Source organism: Phenylobacterium sp. (assembly GCF_030645195.1).
Classification (GTDB): domain Bacteria; phylum Pseudomonadota; class Alphaproteobacteria; order Caulobacterales; family Caulobacteraceae; genus Phenylobacterium.
In genome coordinates this window covers 1-20,366 of the sequence record NZ_JAUSLW010000092.1, presented here as the reverse complement: position 1 = coordinate 20,366, position 20,366 = coordinate 1, and the positions used below count along the sequence as shown (strand labels likewise).

The 20,366-nt window shown below is 69.9% G+C and carries 17 protein-coding genes; 9 read left to right on the top strand and 8 right to left on the bottom strand.

The features are described from left to right. Positions 1-30 precede the first annotated feature (30 nt). Positions 31-384: a hypothetical protein gene (locus Q7T09_RS08330; protein WP_304699134.1), complete on the top strand. Its 354-nt coding sequence runs from the start codon at positions 31-33 to the stop codon at positions 382-384. Here the strand turns inward: Q7T09_RS08330 and Q7T09_RS08325 are convergent. Beyond that, a complete protein-coding gene (locus Q7T09_RS08325; protein WP_304699151.1) occupies positions 381-1,703 on the bottom strand; it encodes a diguanylate cyclase domain-containing protein in 1,323 nt (440 codons plus the stop codon). The two genes, Q7T09_RS08330 and Q7T09_RS08325, sit on opposite strands and share 4 nt — an antisense overlap. A 134-nt stretch (positions 1,704-1,837) precedes the next feature. On the opposite strand from Q7T09_RS08325, the gene Q7T09_RS08320 reads away from it, so the two are divergent. Both Q7T09_RS08320 and Q7T09_RS08315 read left to right on the top strand, forming a co-directional pair. Beyond that, complete coding sequence (locus tag Q7T09_RS08320; protein ID WP_304699133.1) at positions 1,838-2,614, top strand: SDR family NAD(P)-dependent oxidoreductase; 777 nt, start codon at positions 1,838-1,840, stop codon at positions 2,612-2,614. A 148-nt stretch (positions 2,615-2,762) separates the two neighbouring features. After that, positions 2,763-3,896 carry a CaiB/BaiF CoA-transferase family protein gene (locus tag Q7T09_RS08315; protein ID WP_304699132.1) on the top strand — a complete coding sequence of 378 codons (1,134 nt, stop codon included), beginning with the start codon at positions 2,763-2,765 and terminating at the stop codon, positions 3,894-3,896. A 68-nt stretch (positions 3,897-3,964) separates the two neighbouring features. On the opposite strand, the gene Q7T09_RS08310 is transcribed toward Q7T09_RS08315, so the two are convergent. Beyond that, entirely contained in the window at positions 3,965-5,035 is a 1,071-nt protein-coding gene (locus Q7T09_RS08310) for a substrate-binding domain-containing protein (protein ID WP_304699131.1), read from the bottom strand. A gap of 335 nt (positions 5,036-5,370) precedes the next feature. Here Q7T09_RS08310 and Q7T09_RS08305 point away from each other — a divergent pair, with 335 nt between their 5' ends. Next, positions 5,371-6,321 carry a YihY/virulence factor BrkB family protein gene (locus Q7T09_RS08305; protein ID WP_370689220.1) on the top strand — a complete coding sequence of 317 codons (951 nt, stop codon included), beginning with the start codon at positions 5,371-5,373 and terminating at the stop codon, positions 6,319-6,321. On the opposite strand, the gene Q7T09_RS08300 is transcribed toward Q7T09_RS08305, so the two are convergent. Further along, positions 6,293-6,523 (bottom strand): sulfurtransferase TusA family protein, encoded by a 231-nt coding sequence (locus Q7T09_RS08300; RefSeq protein WP_304699150.1) that lies wholly within the window; start codon positions 6,521-6,523, stop codon positions 6,293-6,295. The two genes, Q7T09_RS08305 and Q7T09_RS08300, sit on opposite strands and share 29 nt — an antisense overlap. A gap of 142 nt (positions 6,524-6,665) precedes the next feature. Between Q7T09_RS08300 and Q7T09_RS08295 the strand changes: the two genes are divergently transcribed. From Q7T09_RS08295 to Q7T09_RS08285, 3 genes are all read left to right on the top strand, one after another. Next, complete coding sequence (locus Q7T09_RS08295) at positions 6,666-7,016, top strand: cupin domain-containing protein (protein ID WP_304699129.1); 351 nt, start codon at positions 6,666-6,668, stop codon at positions 7,014-7,016. Positions 7,017-7,156: 140 nt separating this feature from the next. Further along, positions 7,157-9,625, top strand: a complete 2,469-nt coding sequence (locus Q7T09_RS08290) for an ATP-binding protein (protein WP_304699128.1) — start codon at positions 7,157-7,159, stop codon at positions 9,623-9,625. Between the two features lie 239 nt (positions 9,626-9,864). Then, positions 9,865-11,775, top strand: a complete 1,911-nt coding sequence (locus Q7T09_RS08285) for a potassium transporter Kup (protein WP_304699127.1) — start codon at positions 9,865-9,867, stop codon at positions 11,773-11,775. A gap of 55 nt (positions 11,776-11,830) precedes the next feature. Here Q7T09_RS08285 and Q7T09_RS08280 read toward each other — a convergent pair whose 3' ends face one another. Both Q7T09_RS08280 and Q7T09_RS08275 read right to left on the bottom strand, forming a co-directional pair. Next, positions 11,831-12,529 (bottom strand): winged helix-turn-helix domain-containing protein, encoded by a 699-nt coding sequence (locus Q7T09_RS08280; protein ID WP_304699126.1) that lies wholly within the window; start codon positions 12,527-12,529, stop codon positions 11,831-11,833. Next, on the bottom strand, positions 12,526-14,061 hold the full coding sequence (locus Q7T09_RS08275; RefSeq protein ID WP_304699125.1) for a DUF4118 domain-containing protein: 1,536 nt from the start codon (positions 14,059-14,061) through the stop codon (positions 12,526-12,528). Before Q7T09_RS08275 ends, Q7T09_RS08280 begins: the two co-directional genes overlap by 4 nt. A gap of 183 nt (positions 14,062-14,244) precedes the next feature. Between Q7T09_RS08275 and Q7T09_RS08270 the strand changes: the two genes are divergently transcribed. Next, complete coding sequence (locus Q7T09_RS08270; protein ID WP_304699124.1) at positions 14,245-15,822, top strand: metallophosphoesterase; 1,578 nt, start codon at positions 14,245-14,247, stop codon at positions 15,820-15,822. Between the two features lie 7 nt (positions 15,823-15,829). Here the strand turns inward: Q7T09_RS08270 and Q7T09_RS08265 are convergent, their stop codons facing one another. The 3 genes from Q7T09_RS08265 to Q7T09_RS08255 are packed head-to-tail and all read right to left on the bottom strand — an operon-like array spanning position 15,830 to position 18,954. Beyond that, positions 15,830-16,561 (bottom strand): GNAT family N-acetyltransferase, encoded by a 732-nt coding sequence (locus tag Q7T09_RS08265; protein ID WP_304699123.1) that lies wholly within the window; start codon positions 16,559-16,561, stop codon positions 15,830-15,832. A gap of 2 nt (positions 16,562-16,563) precedes the next feature. Next, on the bottom strand, positions 16,564-18,525 hold the full coding sequence (locus Q7T09_RS08260; protein ID WP_304699122.1) for a M61 family metallopeptidase: 1,962 nt from the start codon (positions 18,523-18,525) through the stop codon (positions 16,564-16,566). 36 nt (positions 18,526-18,561) lie between these two features. Then, complete coding sequence (locus Q7T09_RS08255) at positions 18,562-18,954, bottom strand: hypothetical protein (RefSeq protein ID WP_304699121.1); 393 nt, start codon at positions 18,952-18,954, stop codon at positions 18,562-18,564. A 165-nt stretch (positions 18,955-19,119) separates the two neighbouring features. Between Q7T09_RS08255 and Q7T09_RS08250 the strand changes: the two genes are divergently transcribed. Further along, positions 19,120-20,091: an SDR family oxidoreductase gene (locus Q7T09_RS08250; protein WP_304699120.1), complete on the top strand. Its 972-nt coding sequence runs from the start codon at positions 19,120-19,122 to the stop codon at positions 20,089-20,091. The last annotated feature ends 275 nt before the right edge of the window (positions 20,092-20,366 follow it).

Below are 20,366 nucleotides of genomic sequence, written 5' to 3'. Positions count from 1 at the left end.
TGAGTTAAGCTGCTCCGATCAGGGGGTGCAATGAAAGCTCTGCTCATCGTGACGGCGTCCATGATCGCCGGGGTCGCTCATGCCGAGGCACCCGAAACCACCAAGGATCTCCAATGCATGGTGGCCTATTCCTACCACCTTGGCACGACGGAGGACGTGGCCGCCAAGGCGTCGCTCGCGGTCGGCCTGTTCTACTATCAGGGCAGGATCGAGGGCCGTGAGCCAGGCCTGGACTTTCCGCCGGCGTTCAAACGAGAGCTGTACGGCATGAGCGACGAGGCTATCGACGCCGCAATGACTCGCTGCGTTGCCGCGGTTCAGGCGCGGTCGCAGCAGATGCAGGCGATCGCGAAAGACGTGGAAGCCGACGCGGCGAGACCCTAGCTCGCCTTGTCGACGGCCCTTGCGGCGGCCTCTTCCAGCGCCTTGCCGACGCCAGTCGCCAGATTGACCTCGGCGACGCCGATGTCGAACTCCACCACGAAGGGCGCCTTGCCCTCGCCGGCCTCGAAGGCCGTGCAGCCGATGACCGCGGCGATCCGTTCGCCCGCCGCCCGGGCCGAGGCCTGGGGGGTGGCGGGCAGGGCCAGGGCGAAGACCTCAGGCCCCAGGCGGGCGGCGGTGTCCTCCACCCGCACCAGGCGGCCGATCATCGAGCCGATCTGGGGAATGGCGCGGTCCAGCCAGCCGCCGCGCCGGGCGTTTTCGACGTCCGGGCGCTCGGAGACCTTGAGCACGCAGACCGACAGCGGCCGGTTGCGCAGGCGCGAGGCCTGGGCCAGGCGGCCCAGATGGGTGGCGAACAGATCCCTGGTGAAGAGGCCGGTGGCCGGGTCCATCAGGCCCGAGGCGCGGGCCTTCTCCAGGGCCTTGCGGATGGCGGTCTGGCGGCGATAGGAGCGCGCCAGCTCGATCACCCGCTTGGCGGTCTCGGTCTCCGGCGTCTCGGGCGAGGCCACGTCGGAGATGCCCCGGTGATAGGCCTCCGACATGGTCACATAGCTCTCCTGCTTCATGTAGAGCAGGGCCGGCGTGTGATAGAGGCGGGTGTTGCGGCGCATGCCGGCGGCGATGGACAGCGCCTCCTGGCTGTTGTCCCCGGCCCACAGCACCACGGCGTCGAAGGGCCGCTCGTGCAGGTAGTCGAAGGCCGTATAGGCCGTGAACGCCCCCACCACCTCGGCGCCGGAGCCGGTGAGCGCGTTGGACAGCGCCAGGAACTGCGGGGCGGGCTCGCCGATGGCCAGCACCCGGAAGGGGCTGGGATCGGGTTCGGGAGTCTCCAGCCGGCGGCCGCGCTCGCTGAAGGTCTCGGTCCGAAGCTCGAACTCCTCCTCGGCGATCGCCATGCGCACCAGGGTCTCCAGCCGCAGCACTACCTGGGCCGGATGCACCGGCGCGGTCAGGGTCAGGTCGAAGTTGTGGCCGTCCAGCTCGGGGCCGGGGGCGCCGATGGCGATCACCGGCAGGCGGCGCGGGGCGCAGGCGGCCTTCAGCCGCTTGGCGAGCGTCAGGGCCTCGTGGCCGCCGCTGGCCAGGTCGACGATGGCGGCCTCCACCTGCAGGTCCCCCAGGGCGGCGATGGCGGCATAGGGGCCGCGCGCCGTGACGGTGCGCCAGCCGAGCCGGTCCAGGCCCTCGGCGAGCGGTCCCGCCAGGGCGTCATCGCGCGCGACGATCAGAACCCGCGCATGGACGCCCAATGCCATTCCTCAAACCCTTGAAATAACGCGCTCGCCCACCCGCCCCTTATAGGCGGGAATCGCGACGAGACAGAATATACAGAGGCGCGCGGCCGCGACAGGGACGCGAAGGTCGCGGTTGGGGAGCAAACATCATGGACAAGGTTCTGGCGGGCCAGACAGCCATCGTCACCGGGGCGTCCGGCGGGCTCGGCGCCCACTTCGCCCGGCTACTGGCCAAGTCCGGTGCGGCGGTGGCGGTGACCGCCCGGCGGCTCGACATGGTGGAGGCCCTGGCGGGCGAGATCGCCGGCGCCGGGGGCCAGGCCATGGCCCTGCGCCTGGACGTGGCCGACGCGGCCTCGATTCCCTCAGCCTTCGCCGAGATCGAGGCGGCCCTGGGGCCAGTCTCCATCCTGATCAACAACGCCGGGGTCGGCGGGGAGGGGCTGGCGCTGGATCTCTCCGTCGAGGAGTGGGACCGCACCTTCGACGTCAATGTGCGCGGGGTGTTCTTCGCCGCCCAGGCCGCTGCCCGCCTGATGTTCGCCAACGGGACCGCCGACTCAGGCCAGGCCCGCATCGTCAACATCGCCTCCATCGCCAGCCACACCACCCTGCCGGGCCTGTCGGCCTACAATGCGTCCAAGGCCTCGGTGGCCATGCTGACCCGCAGCCTGGCCCGGGAGTGGTCGCGGCGCGGCATCGCGGTCAATGCGCTGGCCCCCGGCTATATCGAGACCGACATCAACGCCTCCTGGTGGGCCACCGAGGGCGGCCAGAAGCAGCTCAAGGGCTTCCCCCGCCGCCGGCTGATGGAGGCGTCGGACCTGGACGCGGCCCTCATGATGCTGGCCGGCCCCGCCGCCCGGGCCATCGCCGGAACCCTGATCACCATCGACGACGGGCAATCGCTGCCGGGGGGCGGGTAGGGGCCTACCTTCGTCATCCCCCCACTCCCGTCATCCTAGGCCTTGTGCCTAGGATGACGGGAGTGGATCGGCGGGCGTGGCGCAGGCCCTTGGCTGACCGCACGTCATTGGCGCTAAGCTGCCGTAAAATCGGATGGGAGTTGAGACTATGCGCCAGGGACCGCTGACGGGACTGAAGGTCATCGAGTTCGCCGGGATCGGGCCTGGCCCCTTCTGCGGCATGTTGTTGTCGGACCTGGGCGCCGACGTGGTGCGCATCGACCGCAAGGGGACCGGCGGCGCCTCGCCGGCCAATGTCAGCGCCCGTGGCCGTCGCTCCGTCGGTCTGGATCTGAAGAGCCCCCAGGCCATCGAGACCTGCCTGAAGCTCATGGAGGGCGCCGACGCGGTGTTCGAGGGCTTCCGTCCCGGCGTCATGGAGCGCCTGGGCCTGGGTCCCGACGTGGCGCTCAAGCGCAATCCCAAGCTGGTCTATGGCCGCATGACCGGCTGGGGCCAGACCGGGCCCTACGCCCACGCCGCCGGCCACGACATGAACTACATCGCCATCAGCGGCGCCCTGCACGCCATCGGCACCAAGGACAAGCCCGTGCCGCCGCTGAACCTGGTGGGGGATTTCGGGGGCGGGGCCCTCTATCTCGCCTTCGGCCTGATGGCCGGGATCATCAGCGCCCGGGAGACCGGCAAGGGCCAGGTGATCGACTGCGCCATGAGCGACGGCGCGGCCTCCCTGATGGCCATGTTCTACGGCATGAAGGCCAGCGGCGTCTGGACCAATGACCGGCGGGCCAACATGCTCGACGGCGGCGCCCACTTCTACGACACCTATCAGTGCGCCGACGGCAAGTGGATCTCGATCGGCTCCATCGAGCCGCAGTTCTACGCGCTACTGCTTGAAAAGACGGGGATTACTGACCCGGCCTTCGCAGCTCAGATGAACCGCGGCGAGTGGGACAACCTGCGCGCCAAGCTGGCCGAGGTGATCGGCAAGAAGACCCAGTCCGAGTGGTGCGCGATCATGGACGCCACCGACGTCTGTTTCGCCCCGGTGCTGGATCTCGACGAGGCGCCCAAGCATGCGCACAACGTCGCCCGCGGGACCTTCGTGGAGGTGGCCGGCGTCGTCCAGCCGGCCCCCGCGCCGCGCTTCTCGGCCACGCCGGGCGCCATCCAGGGCCCGCCGCCCGCCACCGGCGCCCACGACCGCGAGGCCCTCACCGACTGGGGCTTCTCCGCCGCGGAGATCGACGCGCTGAAGGCGGCCGGGGTGATGAACGGGTAAACCTCACCACGTCATCCCGGCCGCAGCGAAGCGGAGAGCCGGGATGACGTGGGTTGTAAACGAACGCCCTACGACGTCGGCGCGCTCATCACCGTCAGCGCCTTCACCACCGCCTTCTGGGCGTCGTGGTCGGCGGTGGGCAGCGGGATTAGGCCGCGGGACTGCAGGTAGCCGCCCTTGCCGGTGGCGGCGTCGGAGACGAAGCCGTCTAGGAACTCGCGCAGGCCCGGCGTGACCCCGACATTGGACTTCTTCACATAGATGAAGAGCGAGCGGGACAGCGGATAGGCGCCGCTGGAGATGGTTTCGAAGGTGGGGGCGACGCCCTCGATCTTGGCGGCCTTCACCTTGTCCATGTTGTTCTCGAGGAACGAGTAGCCGAACACGCCCAGGGAATGCGGCGTCTTTTCCAGGGTCTGGACGATGGCGTTGTCGTTCTCGCCGGAGTCGACCCACAGGCCGTCGGACCGGATGGTGTGGGACTTGGCCTTGAACGCGTCCTCGTCGGATGTCTTCAGGGCCGCCAGGGTCTTCTCGGCGCCCTTCTCCATGGCCAGTTCGGTGAAGGCGTCGCGGGTGCCGGAGGTGGGCGGCGGGCCATAGACCAGGATCGCCTCCTTGGGCAGGCCGGGCGCGACGGCGTCCCAGGTCTTGGCCGTGTTGGGGGCGAAGCCCGTCCCCGACGGGATATCGGCGGCCAAGGCGCGATAGAGCTGCTCGCGGTGCAGGTCGTAGGCGGGCCCCTTCTTGTCGTTGGCCACCACGATGCCGTCATAGCCGATCTTGATCTCGACGATATCGGTGACCCCGGCGGCGGCGCACTTGTCGTATTCCGACTTCTTCATCGGCCGCGAGGCGTTGGCGATGTCGGGGAACTGTGAGCCCGTGCCGCCGCAGAACAGCTTGAAGCCGCCGCCGGTGCCAAGCGATTCGACCCGGGCGGCCTTGCCGCCGCCGCTGCGGGCCACATTCTCGGCCACGCGGGTGGCGAAGGGGAAGACGGTGGAGGAGCCGGCGGCCCAGACCTGGGCGCGGGTTCCGCCGCCGCCGCCCGAGGATTGGGATTTGCCGTCGGACTTCTGCCCGCAAGCGGTGAGGAGGAGGGCCGCACCGGCGGCGAGATAGACAGCGGTCTTCATCGGAGTGTCCTGTGCCTGCGAATTGGCGCCCGAGCGGGCGGCTCTAGCCTGGATCGGAGCCCAGCTAGCACTCGTTGTTGAAGCTTGCGAGATAGAAAGTCGGGCGCAGATGAACCGGTTCCCCGCGCGGCGTTCAGCCGGGGTTCAGCGGCGGGGGATCAATCTGTCCCCAGGTTGGTCGTCGCGCATTCCCGTCCCTCAAGCGACGCCCGACCCGATGGTACGACACGCCCATCGACGGCGCGCCACCCCTCCCGGTGGCGCGCCGCTTTGCGTTTGGCGCCGCGTCAGATCGCGGCTTGCCTAAAGCGCCGGTCTTGATCACCTTCCGCGCGATGTCGATCCGGGGCCAGATCCAGCGTTTGAGAACCATCGACTGGGACCCGCTGCACTGGCTGCGGCGCACCCTGACGGTGAATGGCAGGGCGCTCACCCGGCTCTGGGGCCGCGACGTGATGCTCTATGTCGGCGGGGTCTCCTTCTTCGTCCTGCTGGCGGTCTTCCCGGGCCTGGCCATCATGGTGGGGGTCTATTCCTTCTTCGCCGACGCCAGCCAGGCGGCCAGCCAGGCCGAGATGCTGGCCCGGCTGATGCCCCCCGGCGCGCGCGCCCTGTTCGAGGGCGAGCTGATCCGCCTGGCCCATGCGCCCCTGGAGGCGGTCTCCGCCCAGAGCATCGTGGCCCTGGTCATCGGCTCCTACGCCGCCCACCGGGGGTTCAAGGCCTTGCTGGCGGGACTGTCCTTCATCCATGACGACGAGACGCCCCGCGGCTTCCTGGGCTTCAACATCATGGCCCTGCTGGTGCTGGTTGCGGCCTTCGTGCTGCTGGGCTTCCTGTCGACGGTGTTCTTCTATCTCCGCTTCATGGCCGCGGCCTTCGACCTCAAGCCCCTGGCCGGCGCGCCCTGGCTGTTCAGCGAATGGACCTGGGCCAGCTTCGGCATCACGCTGGCCATGAGCCTGATCTACCGGTTCGCCATGTCCAGCCGGCCGGTGGCCTGGAAGGCCTCCATCACCGGCGGCGTAGCCGCGGCCCTGCTGTGCCTGTTCATGTCCTGGGCCAGCGCCTTCTATGTCGAGCAGATCGCCCATCTGGGGGCGACCTACGGCTCGGTGGCCGCCGTGGTGGTGTTCCTGATCTGGCTGTCCTGGACGGTGAACGCCATCTTCTTCGGCGGCGCGCTGGCCACCGAGATCGAACTGGCCATGGACGAGCACCGCACGGCCCTGCTGCCGGACCTGCGGGGGCAAGATCCTAAGCTGGTTTCCGGATCAGGAAGCTGAGGGTCCCGGCCGCCTCGGCCTTGTCCACCAGCTCGAACCCACCGCCGGTCGCGAAATGCGGCACGTCGATCCGCGCCAGGGGGTCGTCGGCATAGAGCCGCACCAGGGCGCCGGCCGGGGCGTCCTCCAGGGCCCGGCGCAGGCGCAGGGTGGGGACCGGACACCGGTGTCCGCGGGCGTCGACGATGATCTCGCTGGCCATGACCGAGCCATAGCCCAACCCGGGTCTCCATGGCCATCGGCCCCTCGCCGATCCTGACGAAGTCCGGCGCCGGCCACCGACATGTGCGTTCCTACCCGTACGGTTTGGTCCACTATGGGCGGAGCCGCGGGCGGAGGACAACATGGCCGACGATGAAGACATCCAGGACGATTGGCTCATGCCCCTGGCCCACGCCGAGGCGGCCCTGCCGCCCGAGGACGCGGCGATGCGCTATGTGCGCCGCTTCGCCCACGGAAGCATGGACATCGGCCTCTATGCCCCCAAGGGCGCCGACACCCAGTCGCCTCACGACCGCGACGAGCTCTATGTGGTGACCTCGGGGACCGGCCACTTCGTCAAGGACGGGGACGAGCGGGTGTTCGGGCCCGGCGACGCCATCTTCGTGGAGGCCGGCGCGGCGCATAGGTTCGAGTTCTTCAGCGACGACTTCGCCGCCTGGGTCATCTTCTGGGGTCCGAAGGGCGGCGAATAGGACGCGTCCTCCAGGTTGAGCGTCCCTCCCGGCGTAAACCAGAGCGCAAGGACTCCGACGTTAGCCTCGCGTTTTCCGTGGGGGCGGCCGGCGCAGCGATGAAATCTCTCTCACGCAGATTCCTGATCAGCGTCGGACTGATGTCGCTCGCGGTGACCATCCTGGGATCGTTGGGGGCCTTCGTCGTCTTCCAGCAGGAGCTGTCCAACCGCCAGATCGGCTACCTGTCGGACTATGTTCGCGAGCGCAGCTCCAACATCGACAAGCGCTTCACCAACCTGACGAACCTTCACCGGGCCGCCGGCGTCGAGCTCGAGCGCCGGATGGCCCATCTGTCGGCGGCCGATGTCGAGCGGCTCAACGAGACCTATTTCCCCGCCCGGGGCGACGGCACCCGGCGCAGCCGCGACGAGATGTTCACCGGGCATCTGACGGCCTCGGGCCGTTGGACCTATGGCATGGGCGCCTTCATCGCCGAGGGCGACAAGGTCACGCCGGCCGAGCGCCGCGCCCTGACAGCCGCCTTCTCCGTGGTCTCCGACTTCGGCCAGGCGGCCCGCAGCGAATACGACAACTTCTACTTCTTCTCGCCCGACCCCCTGCGGCTGGTGATGTTCGGCCCTGATCGGCCCGATCGCCTGATGTTCTATCGCCACGAGGCGCCCGCCAGCCTGGATGTCAGCAAGGAGGAGATGGCGCAGATCACCCTGCCGCGAAACGATCCGGCCCGGGTGACCCGCTGCACCAGCCTGCAGCGCCTGATCCAGAACAAGCACGGCGAGCGCCTGGCCACCGGCTGCCTGACCCCGGCCTATGTGAATGGCCGCTATGTGGGCTCCTTCGGGTCCTCGATCGAGCTCACCGGCTTCTTCCTCAACGCCATCCGCAACACCTTGCCGGGCGCCTCGAACCTGGTGGTGACCGGGAAGGGCGAGCTGATCGCCTATCCGGGGTTCGGCACGCCGGGCCGGGCCTCGGAGGCCACCGTCGCCGGCTATGAGCGTAAGCTCAGCCTCAAGCAGCTGGTCAAGGCGATCCGCAAGGACGGCCGGGCCAATGGCGTGATCGACAGCCCCGACGGCCGCCAGGTGGTGGCCTATGGCCGGCTGGCCGGCCCCGACTGGTACCTGCTGCTCACCTATCCCAAGTCCTCCATCGCCTGGTCGGCGGCCAAGTCGGCCTCCTGGGTGCTGCTGCTGGGGGCCATCGCCTCCCTGATCCAGACCCTGCTGGTGATGGCGCTCGCCCGGCGCGCCATCGTCTGGCCCCTGAGCCGCCTGGCCGCCTCCTGCGAGCCGGAGACCTTCGGTGTCCGCGTCCGGCCCGAGGTCAGCGACATCGAGATGCGCCGCGACGAGATCGGAGTGCTGGCCAAGGCCCTGCGCGGCGAACGCGAAAAGGTCGAGGCGGTGCTGGCCAGTCTCGAGGACCGGGTCCGCGACCGCACCGCCGACCTGGAGAAGGCCAATGCCGAGAAGTCCCGCTTCCTGGCCAATATGAGCCACGAGCTGCGCACGCCGCTGAACGGCGTCATCGCCATCTCCGAGACCCTGGCCGCCCAGCAGAAGACCCAGCAGAGCCGCGAGCTGGCCGAACTGATCGTCTCCTCCGGCCGCCTGCTGGAACAGGTGCTCACCGACATCCTCGACTTCTCCAAGATCGAGGCCGGCGAGATCAAGCTCGCCCACGACAGCTTCGACATGCAGGCCATCGTGCGCCGCATCGCCGAGCTGCACCGGGCCTCGGCGGAGTCCAAGGGCCTGGAGCTGTCCTGGAGCGTGGCCGAGGGCGCGCGCGGCGCCTTCGTCGGCGACCAGGTGCGCCTGACCCAGGTGCTGTCCAACCTGCTCTCCAACGCCGTGAAATTCACCCAGGCCGGCACGGTCCGCCTGGCGGTGAGCGCGGAGGACGGCCAGGTCCGCTTCTCGGTCACCGACACCGGCATCGGCTTCGACGACGAGGTGAAGGCCCGCCTGTTCCGCCGCTTCGAGCAGGCCGACGCCTCCATCCGCCGCCGGTTCGGCGGCACCGGCCTGGGCCTGGCCATCAGCCGCTCCCTGGTGGAGCTGATGGGGGGCGCCATCCGCGTGGACTCCACCCCGGGGGTCGGCTCGGTCTTCAGCTTCCTCCTGCCCCTGGAGACCGCCCAGGCGGTGGACACAGCCACCCCCGTGGAAGCGCAGGCAGGCTACGATCTCTCCGGCTGCCGCATCCTGCTGGCCGAGGATCACCCCACCAACCAGAAGGTCGTGCAGCTCATCCTGCAATCGGTGAACGTCGAGCCGGAGATCGTCGAGAACGGCCAGCTGGCCATCGAGCGCCTGCGGGCCGGCCGCTACGACGTGGTGCTGATGGACATGCAGATGCCCGAGCTGGACGGCCTGTCGGCCACCACCCTGCTGCGGGAATTCGAGGCCGCCGAGGGCCTGCCGCGCACCCCGGTGATCATGCTCACCGCCAACGCCATGGACGAGCACGTCCGCGCCGGCCGCGAGGCGGGCGCCGACCAGCACCTCTCCAAGCCCATCCGCGCCGCGGCCCTGATCGACACCATCGTCGCCTGCATCCAGGCCGCCGAGCAGGTCCAGGCGGGCCGCGAGGTCGCCTAGACCCTGACCGTTTCAGATGGACTCATCTGAAACGGCAAGAAGGGTCTAAATTCAAAGCATTAGAGCACGTCGGGCGGCGGAACCGGTGTCCACTTCCGCCTGACGTGCTCTAGGCCCGCCCGCCGATCCTTACGCGGCCCTTATGTCCCCGGGCCCGATCCCGCATCGAACCGCAATGCGCCCCCGCGCTATCTCCTGGGCCGTCCCCTTGAGGGGCGGTGAGCGTGCGTGAGGTCGGTATGGCTCTGGAACTGGGGACGGGCGAGGTCTCGTCCGGCGGGACGGGGGCGGCGCGGCGGCGCTTCTGGGCGCTGACGCTGGGGTCCATCGGGGTGGTCTTCGGCGACATCGGGACCAGCCCGCTCTACGCCATGAAGGAGGCCCTGGCCCACGCCAAGGGCGGCGCCAGCGAGCTGGCGGTGTTCGGCGTGGTCTCCCTGGTCTTCTGGGCCCTGCTGCTGATCGTGACCCTGAAATACACCGCCCTCGTCATGCGCGCCGACAACAGGGGGGAGGGCGGGACGCTGGCCCTGATGGCCTTGGCCCAGAACGCCCTGGGCCACCGCTCGCGCCTGGTGCTGATCCTGGGGATCTGCGGGGCGGCCCTGTTCTATGGCGACGGCCTGATCACGCCCGCCATCTCGGTGCTGTCGGCCACCGAGGGCCTGGCCCTCGCCCCGGGGGTGGGCCAGCTGTTCGCCCCCTACGCCCTGCCGGCCGCCGCGGTGATCCTCACCGGCCTCTTCCTGGTGCAGTCGCGCGGGACGGCCGCCGTGGGCCGCTTCTTTGGCCCCATCACCCTGGTCTGGTTCCTGGTGCTGGCCTGGCTGGGCCTGATCTATATCGTCCAGGCGCCCCAGATCCTGCTGGCGCTGAGCCCCACCTACGCCGTGCGCCTGCTGGTGGAGAACGGGCTCCTGGGCTTCGCCATCCTGGGCAGCGTCTTCCTGGTGGTGACCGGCGCCGAGGCGCTCTACGCCGACATGGGCCATTTCGGAAAGGGGCCGATCCGCGCCGGCTGGCTGCTGGTGGCCTTCCCCTGCCTGATGATCAACTATCTGGGCCAGGGCGCCCTGGTGCTGATCGACCCGTCCACCGCCGAGAGCCCCTTCTTCCGGATGATCCCGCAGGCCGTCTACTGGCCGGTGATGGCGCTGGTGACGGCGGCCACGGTGATCGCGAGCCAGGCTGTGATCACCGGCGCCTTCTCGATGACCCAGCAGGCCACGCAACTGGGTCTGCTGCCGCGCATCAACATCCGGCGCACCAGCGAGACCGTCGCGGGCCAGATCTATGTGCCGGCCGTCAACGGCTTCCTGATGGTGGGAGTCCTGTGGCTGCTGGTGATGTTCCGCAACTCCTCGAACCTGGCCTCGGCCTACGGCATCGCCGTCACCGCCACCATGGTGGTCACCGTCCTGCTGCTGTTCGTCATCGCGCGCCGGCGCTGGAAGTGGTCCCTGGCCGCCAGCCTGGCCCTGGTCATCCCCTTCCTCGCCATCGACCTGGTCTTCCTGGGCTCAAACGTCCTGCGCATTGCCCAGGGCGGCTGGTTCCCCCTCGTCATCGGCGCGGGCATCGTGCTGATCATCTGGACCTGGATGAAGGGCGTGCGGATCCTGGCCGACAAGACCCAGCGTGACTCCATCCCCCTGGCCGACCTGGTGGAGACCCTGCGCGCCCGACCGCCCTTCCGGACGCCTGGCACGGCCATCTTCCTCACCTCCCAAGGCGAGGTCGCCCCGGTGGCCCTGATGCACAACCTCAAGCACAACAAGGTCCTGCATGAGCGGAACATCATCCTGACGGTGGAGACCGCCGACCGGCCCCGCGTGCCCGAGGACGAGCGGGTGGAAATCCAGGCCCTCACCCCCGACTTCAGCCGGGTGACGGTGCGCTACGGCTTCATGGAGCAGCCCAACCTGCCCAAGGCCCTGGGGACGGCCCGTCGCCAGGGGCTGAAGTTCGACATCATGGCGACCTCCTTCTTCCTCGGCCGCCGCTCGGTCCTGCCGGGCCGGGGTCCGGGCATGCCGCTCTGGCAGGACAAGCTCTTCATCTACTTGATGAAGAATGCGGCCAATCCCACGGATTTCTTCCAGATTCCGCCAGGACGCGTGGTGGAGATGGGCGCCCAGGTGACGGTCTAGAGCGGGATGAGGAAAAAAGTGGCAACCGGTTTTCCGCCCGCATCCCCCTCCAACTCTAAGAGCCGTCTCCGGCGAGGAATCGGTACCCCACGCCCGGCTCGGTGACGATGTGCCGGGGCCGGGCGGGATCGGGCTCCAGCTTCTGCCGCAGCTGGCCGATGAAGACCCGCAGATATTGGGTGTCCTCCACGTGGGCGGGGCCCCAGACGGCGGTCAGCAGCTGGCGGTGGGTGATGACCTTGCCCCCGCCCTCCACCAGCCGGGCCAGCAGGTCGAACTCCTTGGGCGAAAGGCGCACCGCCGCCCCGTCCCGGCGCACCGCGTGCATGGCCAGGTCGATCTCCAGCGCCCCGGCGCGCACCGATCGGGGCGCGGCGTCCCCCGGCTGTCCCCGCCGCAGGGCCACCCGTAGCCGGGCCAGCAGCTCCCCCACCCCGAAGGGCTTCTCCACATAGTCGTCGGCGCCCAGGTCCAGGGCGTCGATCTTCTCCACCTCCCGGTCGCGGGCCGACAGGATCAGGATCGGCCCGGCATAGAAGGCCCGCGCCTTGGTCAGCGCCGTCTTGCCGTCCATGTCCGGCAGGCCGAGGTCGAGGATCACCGCGTCCGGCGCCCGGCGGGCGATCTCCTGCAGGCCGGCGGCGGCGGTGTCGGCGCGGATGGGTTCGAACCCCGCCGCCTCCAGGGCCGGGGTCAGGAACCGGTGGATCTGCGGCTCGTCGTCGATCACCAGGATGCGCGGGCGCAGGCTCACAGCAGGTCCCTCGGCGTGGGATGGGGCTTGGGCAGGACGATCAGGATGCGAGTTCCTCTTCCCACGGCAACCGGACTGGTGGCGGCGATCCGCCCCCCCATGGCCTCCACGAAGCCCTTGGCGATGGACAGCCCCAGCCCCAGGCCGCGCCCCCGGTCGGTCGGCTGCTCCAGGCGGCGGAATCTGTCGAACACCTTGTCCAATCCCTCCGGCGGAATCCCGGGCCCCTGGTCCTCGATGGAGATCAGGACATGGCCCAGATCCTCGTGGGCGGCCAGTTCGATCGGCGCGCCCGGCGGGCTGTAGGCGGCGGCGTTCTCGATGATGTTCAGCACCGCCTGTTCCAGCAGCACGGGGTCGGCCCTGACGCGGGAGAGCTGCGGGGCGAAGTCGCGCATGATCCGCCGGCCATCCAGCCGCCCCTCCAGCCGCTCGAGCGCCGAGGCCAGGACCGCACGGACGTCGGTGAGCTCGCGCCTCGGCGTCAGGGCGCCTCCCTCCAGCCGGCTCATGTCCAGCAGGTCGCCGACATAGCGGTTCAGGCGCCGCGCCTCCTCGGCGATGCTCTGCAGCAGGTCCCGCCGCACCCCGGGCTTCAGGCTGGCCTCGTAGTCCAGCAGGGTGGTCGACGCCCCCAGCACCGTCGCCAGGGGCGTGCGGAAATCGTGGCTGATGGAGTTGAGCAGGGCCGAGCGCAGGTGATCGGCCTGGCGCAGGGCGTCCACCTCGGCGGCGGCGGCGGCCAGGTTGGCGCGCTCCAGGGCCACGGCGCCCTGGTGCAGCAGGGCGGTGAGCAGGCCTTCCTGCTCGGAGAGGAGGGGCGAGGCGCCGCGCAGGCCGATCACCCCAACCCGGCCGCGCAGCCCCCGCAAGGGGCGTAGGCTCCAGCCGGCCTGGTCGGCGCTTCCGGCGCCGGTCTCCCAGGCCTGGCGGGCGGCGGCGCGGGTCGCCTCCGCGAGCTCCGACAGGCCCTCGGGGCCGGCGGCCAACCGCATCGCGCCCGCCTCGGGCAGCAGGACGATAGCCGTGCGGCCGGCGGCGAGCCCTGCCTGGTCGGCCAGGATGCGCGCGGCCTCGTCGGGGGTGGCGGCGGCCGACAGGCCCCGGCTGGCCTCCAGCAGGGCGCTGAGCTCCCGGGCCCGGCGCGCGGCGCTGTGGGCCTGGGCGCGCACCCGGGCCGCCAGCCATCCGGTGGAGACCGCCACGGCGAAGAACAGCACGAAGGTCAGCAGGTCGGCGGGCCGCTCGATACGCAGGGTCAGGCGAGGGACCAGGAAGAAGAAGTTGTAGCTCAGCGCCGCGGCGCAGGCCGCCATCAGGGCGGGCCCCAGTCCGAACCAGAAGGCGCTCAGCAGCACGCTGGCCAGGAACAGCATGGCCAGATTGGCGCCGGCGATCTGGCTCGCCGCCAGGTGGGCGATGAGGTTGGCGGCGGCCACCAGCCCCGCCGACGCCGCATAGCCCAGGGCCTCGGTCCCGCGCCGCGACGGCGGGTGCGCGCGGGAATCCGTTGCTTCCGAGTCCGTCACCATCCCGCCGCCGATCGCTGCACCTGCGCGACCCTACCGGGCGACGTGGGCCGGGAACACCCGTTTGCGGCGGCAGGGGCCCAGCTTCGGCGCCCGCCACAGGCGAATTCCTCCCCACTTATCGCCAGGTTCACGCTCAAGCTTGCCCGTGGTGTAATCGCCTTCGGACACGGGGAAGGGCACGTCATGCCTCGCATCAACCGCCGCGCGGTCGTCGCCGGGGCCGCGGCCAGCGCGCTCGCCGGTCAGGCCGGCGCCGTCCTGCCGCCAATCGGCCCCGGCCGCACCAAGATCGTCTTCCTCAGCGACGTCCACATCGGGGATAATTCGCCCACCGTCTGGTACCAGAAGGACTTCCACGAGCCCTATCTCGCCGCCCTGCTGGACTATGTGATCGCCGGGGCGGGCGAGGTTCGCGAGCTGATCATCCTGGGCGACTTCGTCGACTTTTGGACCTATGCCCCCCGCCGCCGGCCGCCGGACTTCCGGGAGATCGCCCAGGCCAATCCGGCCATCTTCGGCCCGGGCGGCAAGCTCGCCCAGGCGCTGTCGGCCCTGAAGGGCCGGGTGACCTATGTGCCGGGCAACCACGACATGGGGATCACCCAGCGCGATCTGGACATCGTGGCCAGCCGCGAAGGCTGGCGTATCCAGCTGCGCGACGAGGAGGTCTATTTTCCGCTCGCCCCCGACCGCCGCCTGGCCTGTTCCCACGGCCACCGCTGGACCATGTTCAACGCGCCGGACCTGGCCACGCCGCTGGCGCCCATTCCGCTGGGCCACTTCGTCACCCGCTCGGTGGCCTTCATGCTGGACCGGGACCTGCCGCCGGGGCGCAGTGTCGCCGACTTGCCCGACCAGGGCGCTCCCAACGGCATCGAGCTCTCCAAGCTGGCCGGCTCCATCAACGGCTCGCTGATCGAGTCGGCGGTGAACTACGCGGTGAAGGTCACCGGCATCACCCTGGCCGAACCGATCCTGCTGCCGGACGGCCGCACCACTAATCTCGGCGAGGTGAAGCGCGTCTATCAGGGCCTGTGGGCCCGCTGGGCGGGTGCGGTGGGGGGCGACATCTCCGCGGCCAAGGCCGCCGCCGCCGACATCGACGGCCACTACCTGCCCTGGTTCGCCCAGCGCCTGGCCCTGCAGACCGGCGCCGACCTGGTGGTGTTCGGCCACACCCACGAACCCCGCTCGGGGCTGAAGGACGGCTTCATCAACTATGTGAACACCGGCTTCGACTGTCCCAGCCGCGCCGACATCGGGACCAAGCACCCGACCTTCATCGAGGTGGATACCGTGAGCCTGACCGCCCGCCTGCGGCAGGTGACGGCCCAGGCCTCGGGCGCCTATGTCATCGAGGACCACGCCGCGCCCCAGGACAGCATCGTCTACGGCCCGACCCTGGACTATTCGACCTATGTCACCGTCGACAACACCCAGGGGGCCGCCGACCTGGTGCGCCGCGCCACGGTCGAGGTCCGCGGCCGCTATGTGGTGGCGCCGCCCGCCGTCATCCCCAGGGGCCACGTCACCCGCTTCTGGATCCAGGACAACGCCGGCGCCCGCGGCTCGGAGGGGGTGGTCGCCTATGACCGCGCCGGCGGCCCGCCCGTGGAGCTCCGCTTCGCCTGTCCCACCGGGGTGGCGCCCAACCTGGCGTCGGGCGCCCCCTTCGTCGCCCGCGTCGGCGGCAAGGACTGGGCGGCGCCCAACACCGCCCCCCGCGCCGGTCATCCGCTGTTCGTGCGGTTCAGCGTCTGACCGCCCCTCAGCTCACCCTTATCCCGGCCCCGAAGACTGGCAGGCCCAGCCGCGCCGCCACCTTCTGGGACGAGGTGTTGGTCGTGAGCGTGCTGTAGAACAGCGGCCGATCCGCCAGCTCGGCCAGCCCCGACCAGGCCGCCGTCACCGCCGCCGCCAGCCCCCGGCCCCGGAAGCCCGGAAACGTATAGACTCCCACCTCCGCCCCTCGTGGCCCGTTCCGGGCGGCGAAGGCCATGGCCGCGATGGTCTCCCCCTCCAGCGCCATGCACCAGGGGTCCCAGAAGTCCCCGGCGCCCAGGAAGCCCGCATCCAGCAGGTGCTGCGGCATGCTGCTTTCCGACAGCCGCGCCAGCCAGGCCCGGCCTTCGGCGGTGTCTCCGCGCAGGATCGTCGCTCCGGCCCGCTGGGTCAGGCCGTGGGGCATACGGTAGAGGATCGACCGGCTGACGCTCTCGACCGGCGCCAGCAGGGCCAGCAGGGCCAGCAGGTCCGCCAGGCAGGCGGGGTCCGTCGCCGGATCGACCCAGGGAGCCTGGCGCGCCACCAGGGCCTCGATGATCCGCGCGGTCTCGTCGTCCACGTCGTGGCGCAGACGGACCCGCGTCCCGTCCCGGCAGCCCGCCAGATAGAGGCGCGGTCCGGGCGGCAGGCCAGGCTCGTTCTCCGACACGATCCGCCCGGTTTCCGAGGTCACGAACGCCGTCGCGAGATTGGTCTCCAGCAGGGCGAGCGCCACCGCTATTTCCGCGGCGCCAGGATGTCGTCCAGCCGGGCCGGGGTTCCGGCCACCCGCTCGAAGCGCGGGTAGCGCAGGCCGCCGTGATAATCGATCTTCACGGTGCGATAGCGCTCGCCGGACTTCACCAGCAGCTCGATGGGCGCCTTGCCCCCCTTGGCGGCGGTGACCGCGTCCTTCAGCCGGTCGGGGTCATAGGCCAGGCCGTCCACCGCGATCAGCTTCATGCCGTCGGCCAGGCCTGCCTTGAAGGCCGGCCCCTCCCACTGCACCGCCGTCAGGTCGCCGTCCTTGCCCAGCGTCAGGCCCAGCGAATAGGTGAAGTCGGTGATCTTGCGCCGGGTCTCGTTGCTCTTGGCGTAGTCGGTGGGGGTCTCGCCATAGACCAGGCGGTAGCCGCCGCGGGTCACCCCATCCAGGGGCGCACCGGGGCCGTGGCCCTCCAGCCGGGTCTTCAGGAACCCCGCCCAGTCATGGGGATGGACGGCGTTGAGCGTCTTCACCACCTCGTCGAAGTCGTAGGTGAGCTGGCCCCAGTCGCCGTCATTGACCCCGAAGAAGGCCTTGGCGAAGTCGTCCAGGGACTTCTTCCCCTTGGTCTGCTCGCGGATCAGGGTGTCGGCGTCCAGCCAGATCAGCTGGCCCTCGGAGTAATAGTCCTCGCTGCGCTGCCAGCTGGTCCAGGCCTGGGGCCGGCGGGCGCCGACGATCGGGTCGTTGGTGGTGTCCTCCATGGCCCGCCAGGCCCGGCCCACCCGGTTGTCATAGGTCGCCGCCGTCGCCGCCAGGGCGTCCAGCGCCTCCTGCTTGGAGAGCAATCCTGCGCGCGCGGCCAGGACATGGCCCCAGTACTGGGTCTGGCCCTCATAGACCCAGAGCAGGCTGTTGCGCATGGGGGTGTTGAAGTTGGCGGTCCACAGGTCGGCGGGGCGGCGGTACTTGCCGTTCCAGCTGTGGGTGTATTCGTGGGGCAGCAGGTCGCGGGTCACCGGCAGCTTGTCCCAGTCGAGGAAATAGCGCGGCGCCGTGCCGTTCTCGCTGGAGCGCTGATGCTCCACCCCGATGCCGCCCATGCGGTCGGACAGGGCGAACAGGAAGTCATAGTGGTCGTAGTGGCGCGCGCCATAGAGCCTGTCGGCCTGGGCCACCATGGCCCGGTGCGCCGCCAGCTGGGCCGGTTTGATCTCCAGCAGGCTCGGATCGTCGGCCACCACGTTCAGGGTCACCCGCGAGCGACCGCCGGGATCGAGGTCGAGCTTCTTGACGTAACGCCCCGCGAACATGGGGGAATCCATCAGGGTCTCGAAGCTGACCGGCTTGAATCGCGTGACCTCGCCGGGCGCCGCCGTCTCCAGGGCCGTGGCGAAGTCCCAGCCCGACGGCAGGCGGATGGCCGGCTCGATCTGGATCTGGCGCGTGAAGTGGCCGGCCGGATAGAGGGCGAGCGCGAACCACTGGACGTTCATCATCTCGGGGGTGACCACAACCCGGCCCTGGTCGGGATCGGTGGGGGAGACGTACTGGAAGTTCAGCTCCAGGAACTTCACGTCGGCCGGCACGTCGATGTGGAAGGCCGAGACGTCGACGGGATCGCGGGTCCATTCGAGCGGCTTGTCGTTGCCGGTGATCACCAGCCCCGCCAGCTTGTCGATGGGGCCGCGCGGGGCGTGGTTGCCGGGGATCCAGCTCGGATAGAGCAGGGTCATGGGCCCCGGCTGGGCCACAGGGATGGTCTCCTTCACCCGGAAGATCCGCCGGTCCAGATCGGTGGCGTCCACCGACAGGGTGACCAGGCCCGGATAGGGCTTGTCCTGCGGCGCGGGGATGGGGGCAGGCAGGGGAACCGGCTGCGGGCCGGCGGACTGGGCGAGCGCGCCGGTGCTGGCGAGAGCCAGGGCGGCGGTGGCGAAGAGCGCGCGTTTCAAGGGCGGCGGACTTTCTGAATCAGGAGGGCTTTGCCCCATCCTGATGCCCCCGCGCGCCCACGGCAAATCGCGTCGTCAGGCGCCCGAGGCGGCGCTGGCTGGCGGGCTGCCCAGATAGGCGCCGTAGCCCAGGGCCTCCAGGGCCGTGCGCAGGGCGTCCTGGTTCAGCACGCCCACGCCGGCGCTGTGGGTCAGGCCCTGGTCCTGCAGGCGATAGATGGTCCAGTCCTGGCCCGCCGGCGGCTGGGCGCCCGGCGCCAGCAGCAGGTGGCTCCAGCCCACCAGGGCCGGGTCGCGGCCCGGGGCGATGTCGAACTCGCGGTCGTGGAAGGCCAGGTCCATGCCGGCCCCGCGCGCCTCGGCGACCCGATGGCTGAGCCAGCGGTCGAAGGCGTCGAGGATCACCTTGGCGGAGATCCCGCCCGCATTGGCGATTTTGCTGACCTGATCCAAAGGGATGGCGTCCATTCCTGTTCGGGCTGAACCTGCCGTCCCCGCATGAATTCCCGGCCAAAAAACGCGGTGAATAGCGGTTAAGCACGCGCCGCTGACGCCAGGTCACGCTTCCGCCCGCGCCCGCCGCGGTTCAAGCTCCCGCCAAAGGCGCGCTGACAGCGCCAGAGGGAGAGCGCGATGCAGGACTTCACCGGCAAGATCGCCGTCATCACCGGCGGCGGCACCGGCATGGGCCGCGAACTGGCCCGCCAGCTGGTGGCCCAGGGCTGCCATGTCGCCATGTGCGACGTCTCGGCGGCCAACATGAAGGAGACCATCGCGCTGGCGACGGCCGACCGCATCCCGCAGGGCGTGCGGATCACCGCCCACCTGGCCGACGTCTCCGACGAGGCCCAGCTCCAGCGGTTCCGCCAGGAGATCGAGGACCAGCACCAGACCGATCACATCCACCTCTTATTCAACAACGCCGGCATCGGCGGCGGCGGCAGCATGGTCACCGACAGCCGCGCGGCCTGGGAGCGGACCTTCAATGTCTGCTGGGGCGGGGTCTATCTGGGGGTGCGCACCTTCCTGGAGATGCTGATCGCCGCGCCCGAGGCCCACATCGTCAACACCTCCAGCGTCAACGGCTTCTGGGCCAGCATCGGCCCCAACACCTCCCACACCTCCTATGCGGCGGCCAAGTTCGCGGTGAAGGGCTTCACCGAGGCCCTGATCACCGACCTGCGGCTCACCGCCCCCCACGTGAAGGCCAGCGTGGTCATGCCCGGCCACATCGGCACCTCCATCGTCGCCAATTCCCGCAAGGTCCAGGTCGGGACCGAGGCCGACGCCCTGAACCCCGAGGAGATCGAGGTGGCCCGCGCCCGCATGGTCGCCGCCGGGGTGGACGCCGCCCAGGTCCCCGACGCCGCCATCCAGGCCATGATGGCCGAGGCCGCCCGCCGCTTCCTGGAGGACGCCCCCATGACCGCCGCCGCCGCCGCCACGGTGATTCTCGACGGAGTGAAGGCCGAGCGCTGGCGCATCCTGGTGGGCGACGACGCCCACCTGCTGGACGAATGGGTCCGCAAGGACCCCGAAGCCGCCTACGAACCGGCCTTCTACGAGGCCTTCGTCAAGGCCGCCGGGTGGAAGCTTGGCGGGTGAGGCGCGGCGGCTCGCGCTCGCGAGCCGCATGCGATCGACAACGATTTGTCGATCGCCGCAACGAACGCACGCGTCGCCAGACGCGGGCCGGAGGCTAAGATCCTCCCACCCCTCCACCGTCATCCTCGGGCTTGTCCCACGGCTGTCCGGTTCCGTTTGTCTGGACAGGTTGCACGGCGTTGATTCTACTCGTTTTCAAACACTTGCCGGTGATTTGGACACGAGAAAGGACCAACGCCATGCGCCACCATAATAGCGTTCTGCACGGGCTCTTG

What these genes read in the sequence shown, in the direction of transcription:
- Q7T09_RS08330 (WP_304699134.1), top strand. Translation starts at nt 31, where the DNA reads ATGAAAGCTCTGCTCATCGTGACGGCGTCCATGATCGCCGGGGTCGCT.
- Q7T09_RS08320 (WP_304699133.1), top strand. Translation starts at nt 1,838, where the DNA reads ATGGACAAGGTTCTGGCGGGCCAGACAGCCATCGTCACCGGGGCGTCC.
- Q7T09_RS08315 (WP_304699132.1), top strand. Translation starts at nt 2,763, where the DNA reads ATGCGCCAGGGACCGCTGACGGGACTGAAGGTCATCGAGTTCGCCGGG.
- Q7T09_RS08310 (WP_304699131.1), bottom strand. Translation starts at nt 5,035, where the DNA reads ATGAAGACCGCTGTCTATCTCGCCGCCGGTGCGGCCCTCCTCCTCACC.
- Q7T09_RS08305 (WP_370689220.1), top strand. Translation starts at nt 5,371, where the DNA reads ATGTCGATCCGGGGCCAGATCCAGCGTTTGAGAACCATCGACTGGGAC.
- Q7T09_RS08300 (WP_304699150.1), bottom strand. Translation starts at nt 6,523, where the DNA reads ATGGCCAGCGAGATCATCGTCGACGCCCGCGGACACCGGTGTCCGGTC.
- Q7T09_RS08295 (WP_304699129.1), top strand. Translation starts at nt 6,666, where the DNA reads ATGGCCGACGATGAAGACATCCAGGACGATTGGCTCATGCCCCTGGCC.
- Q7T09_RS08290 (WP_304699128.1), top strand. Translation starts at nt 7,157, where the DNA reads ATGTCGCTCGCGGTGACCATCCTGGGATCGTTGGGGGCCTTCGTCGTC.
- Q7T09_RS08285 (WP_304699127.1), top strand. Translation starts at nt 9,865, where the DNA reads ATGGCTCTGGAACTGGGGACGGGCGAGGTCTCGTCCGGCGGGACGGGG.
- Q7T09_RS08275 (WP_304699125.1), bottom strand. Translation starts at nt 14,061, where the DNA reads ATGGTGACGGACTCGGAAGCAACGGATTCCCGCGCGCACCCGCCGTCG.
- Q7T09_RS08270 (WP_304699124.1), top strand. Translation starts at nt 14,245, where the DNA reads ATGCCTCGCATCAACCGCCGCGCGGTCGTCGCCGGGGCCGCGGCCAGC.
- Q7T09_RS08260 (WP_304699122.1), bottom strand. Translation starts at nt 18,525, where the DNA reads ATGGGGCAAAGCCCTCCTGATTCAGAAAGTCCGCCGCCCTTGAAACGC.
- Q7T09_RS08255 (WP_304699121.1), bottom strand. Translation starts at nt 18,954, where the DNA reads ATGGACGCCATCCCTTTGGATCAGGTCAGCAAAATCGCCAATGCGGGC.
- Q7T09_RS08250 (WP_304699120.1), top strand. Translation starts at nt 19,120, where the DNA reads ATGCAGGACTTCACCGGCAAGATCGCCGTCATCACCGGCGGCGGCACC.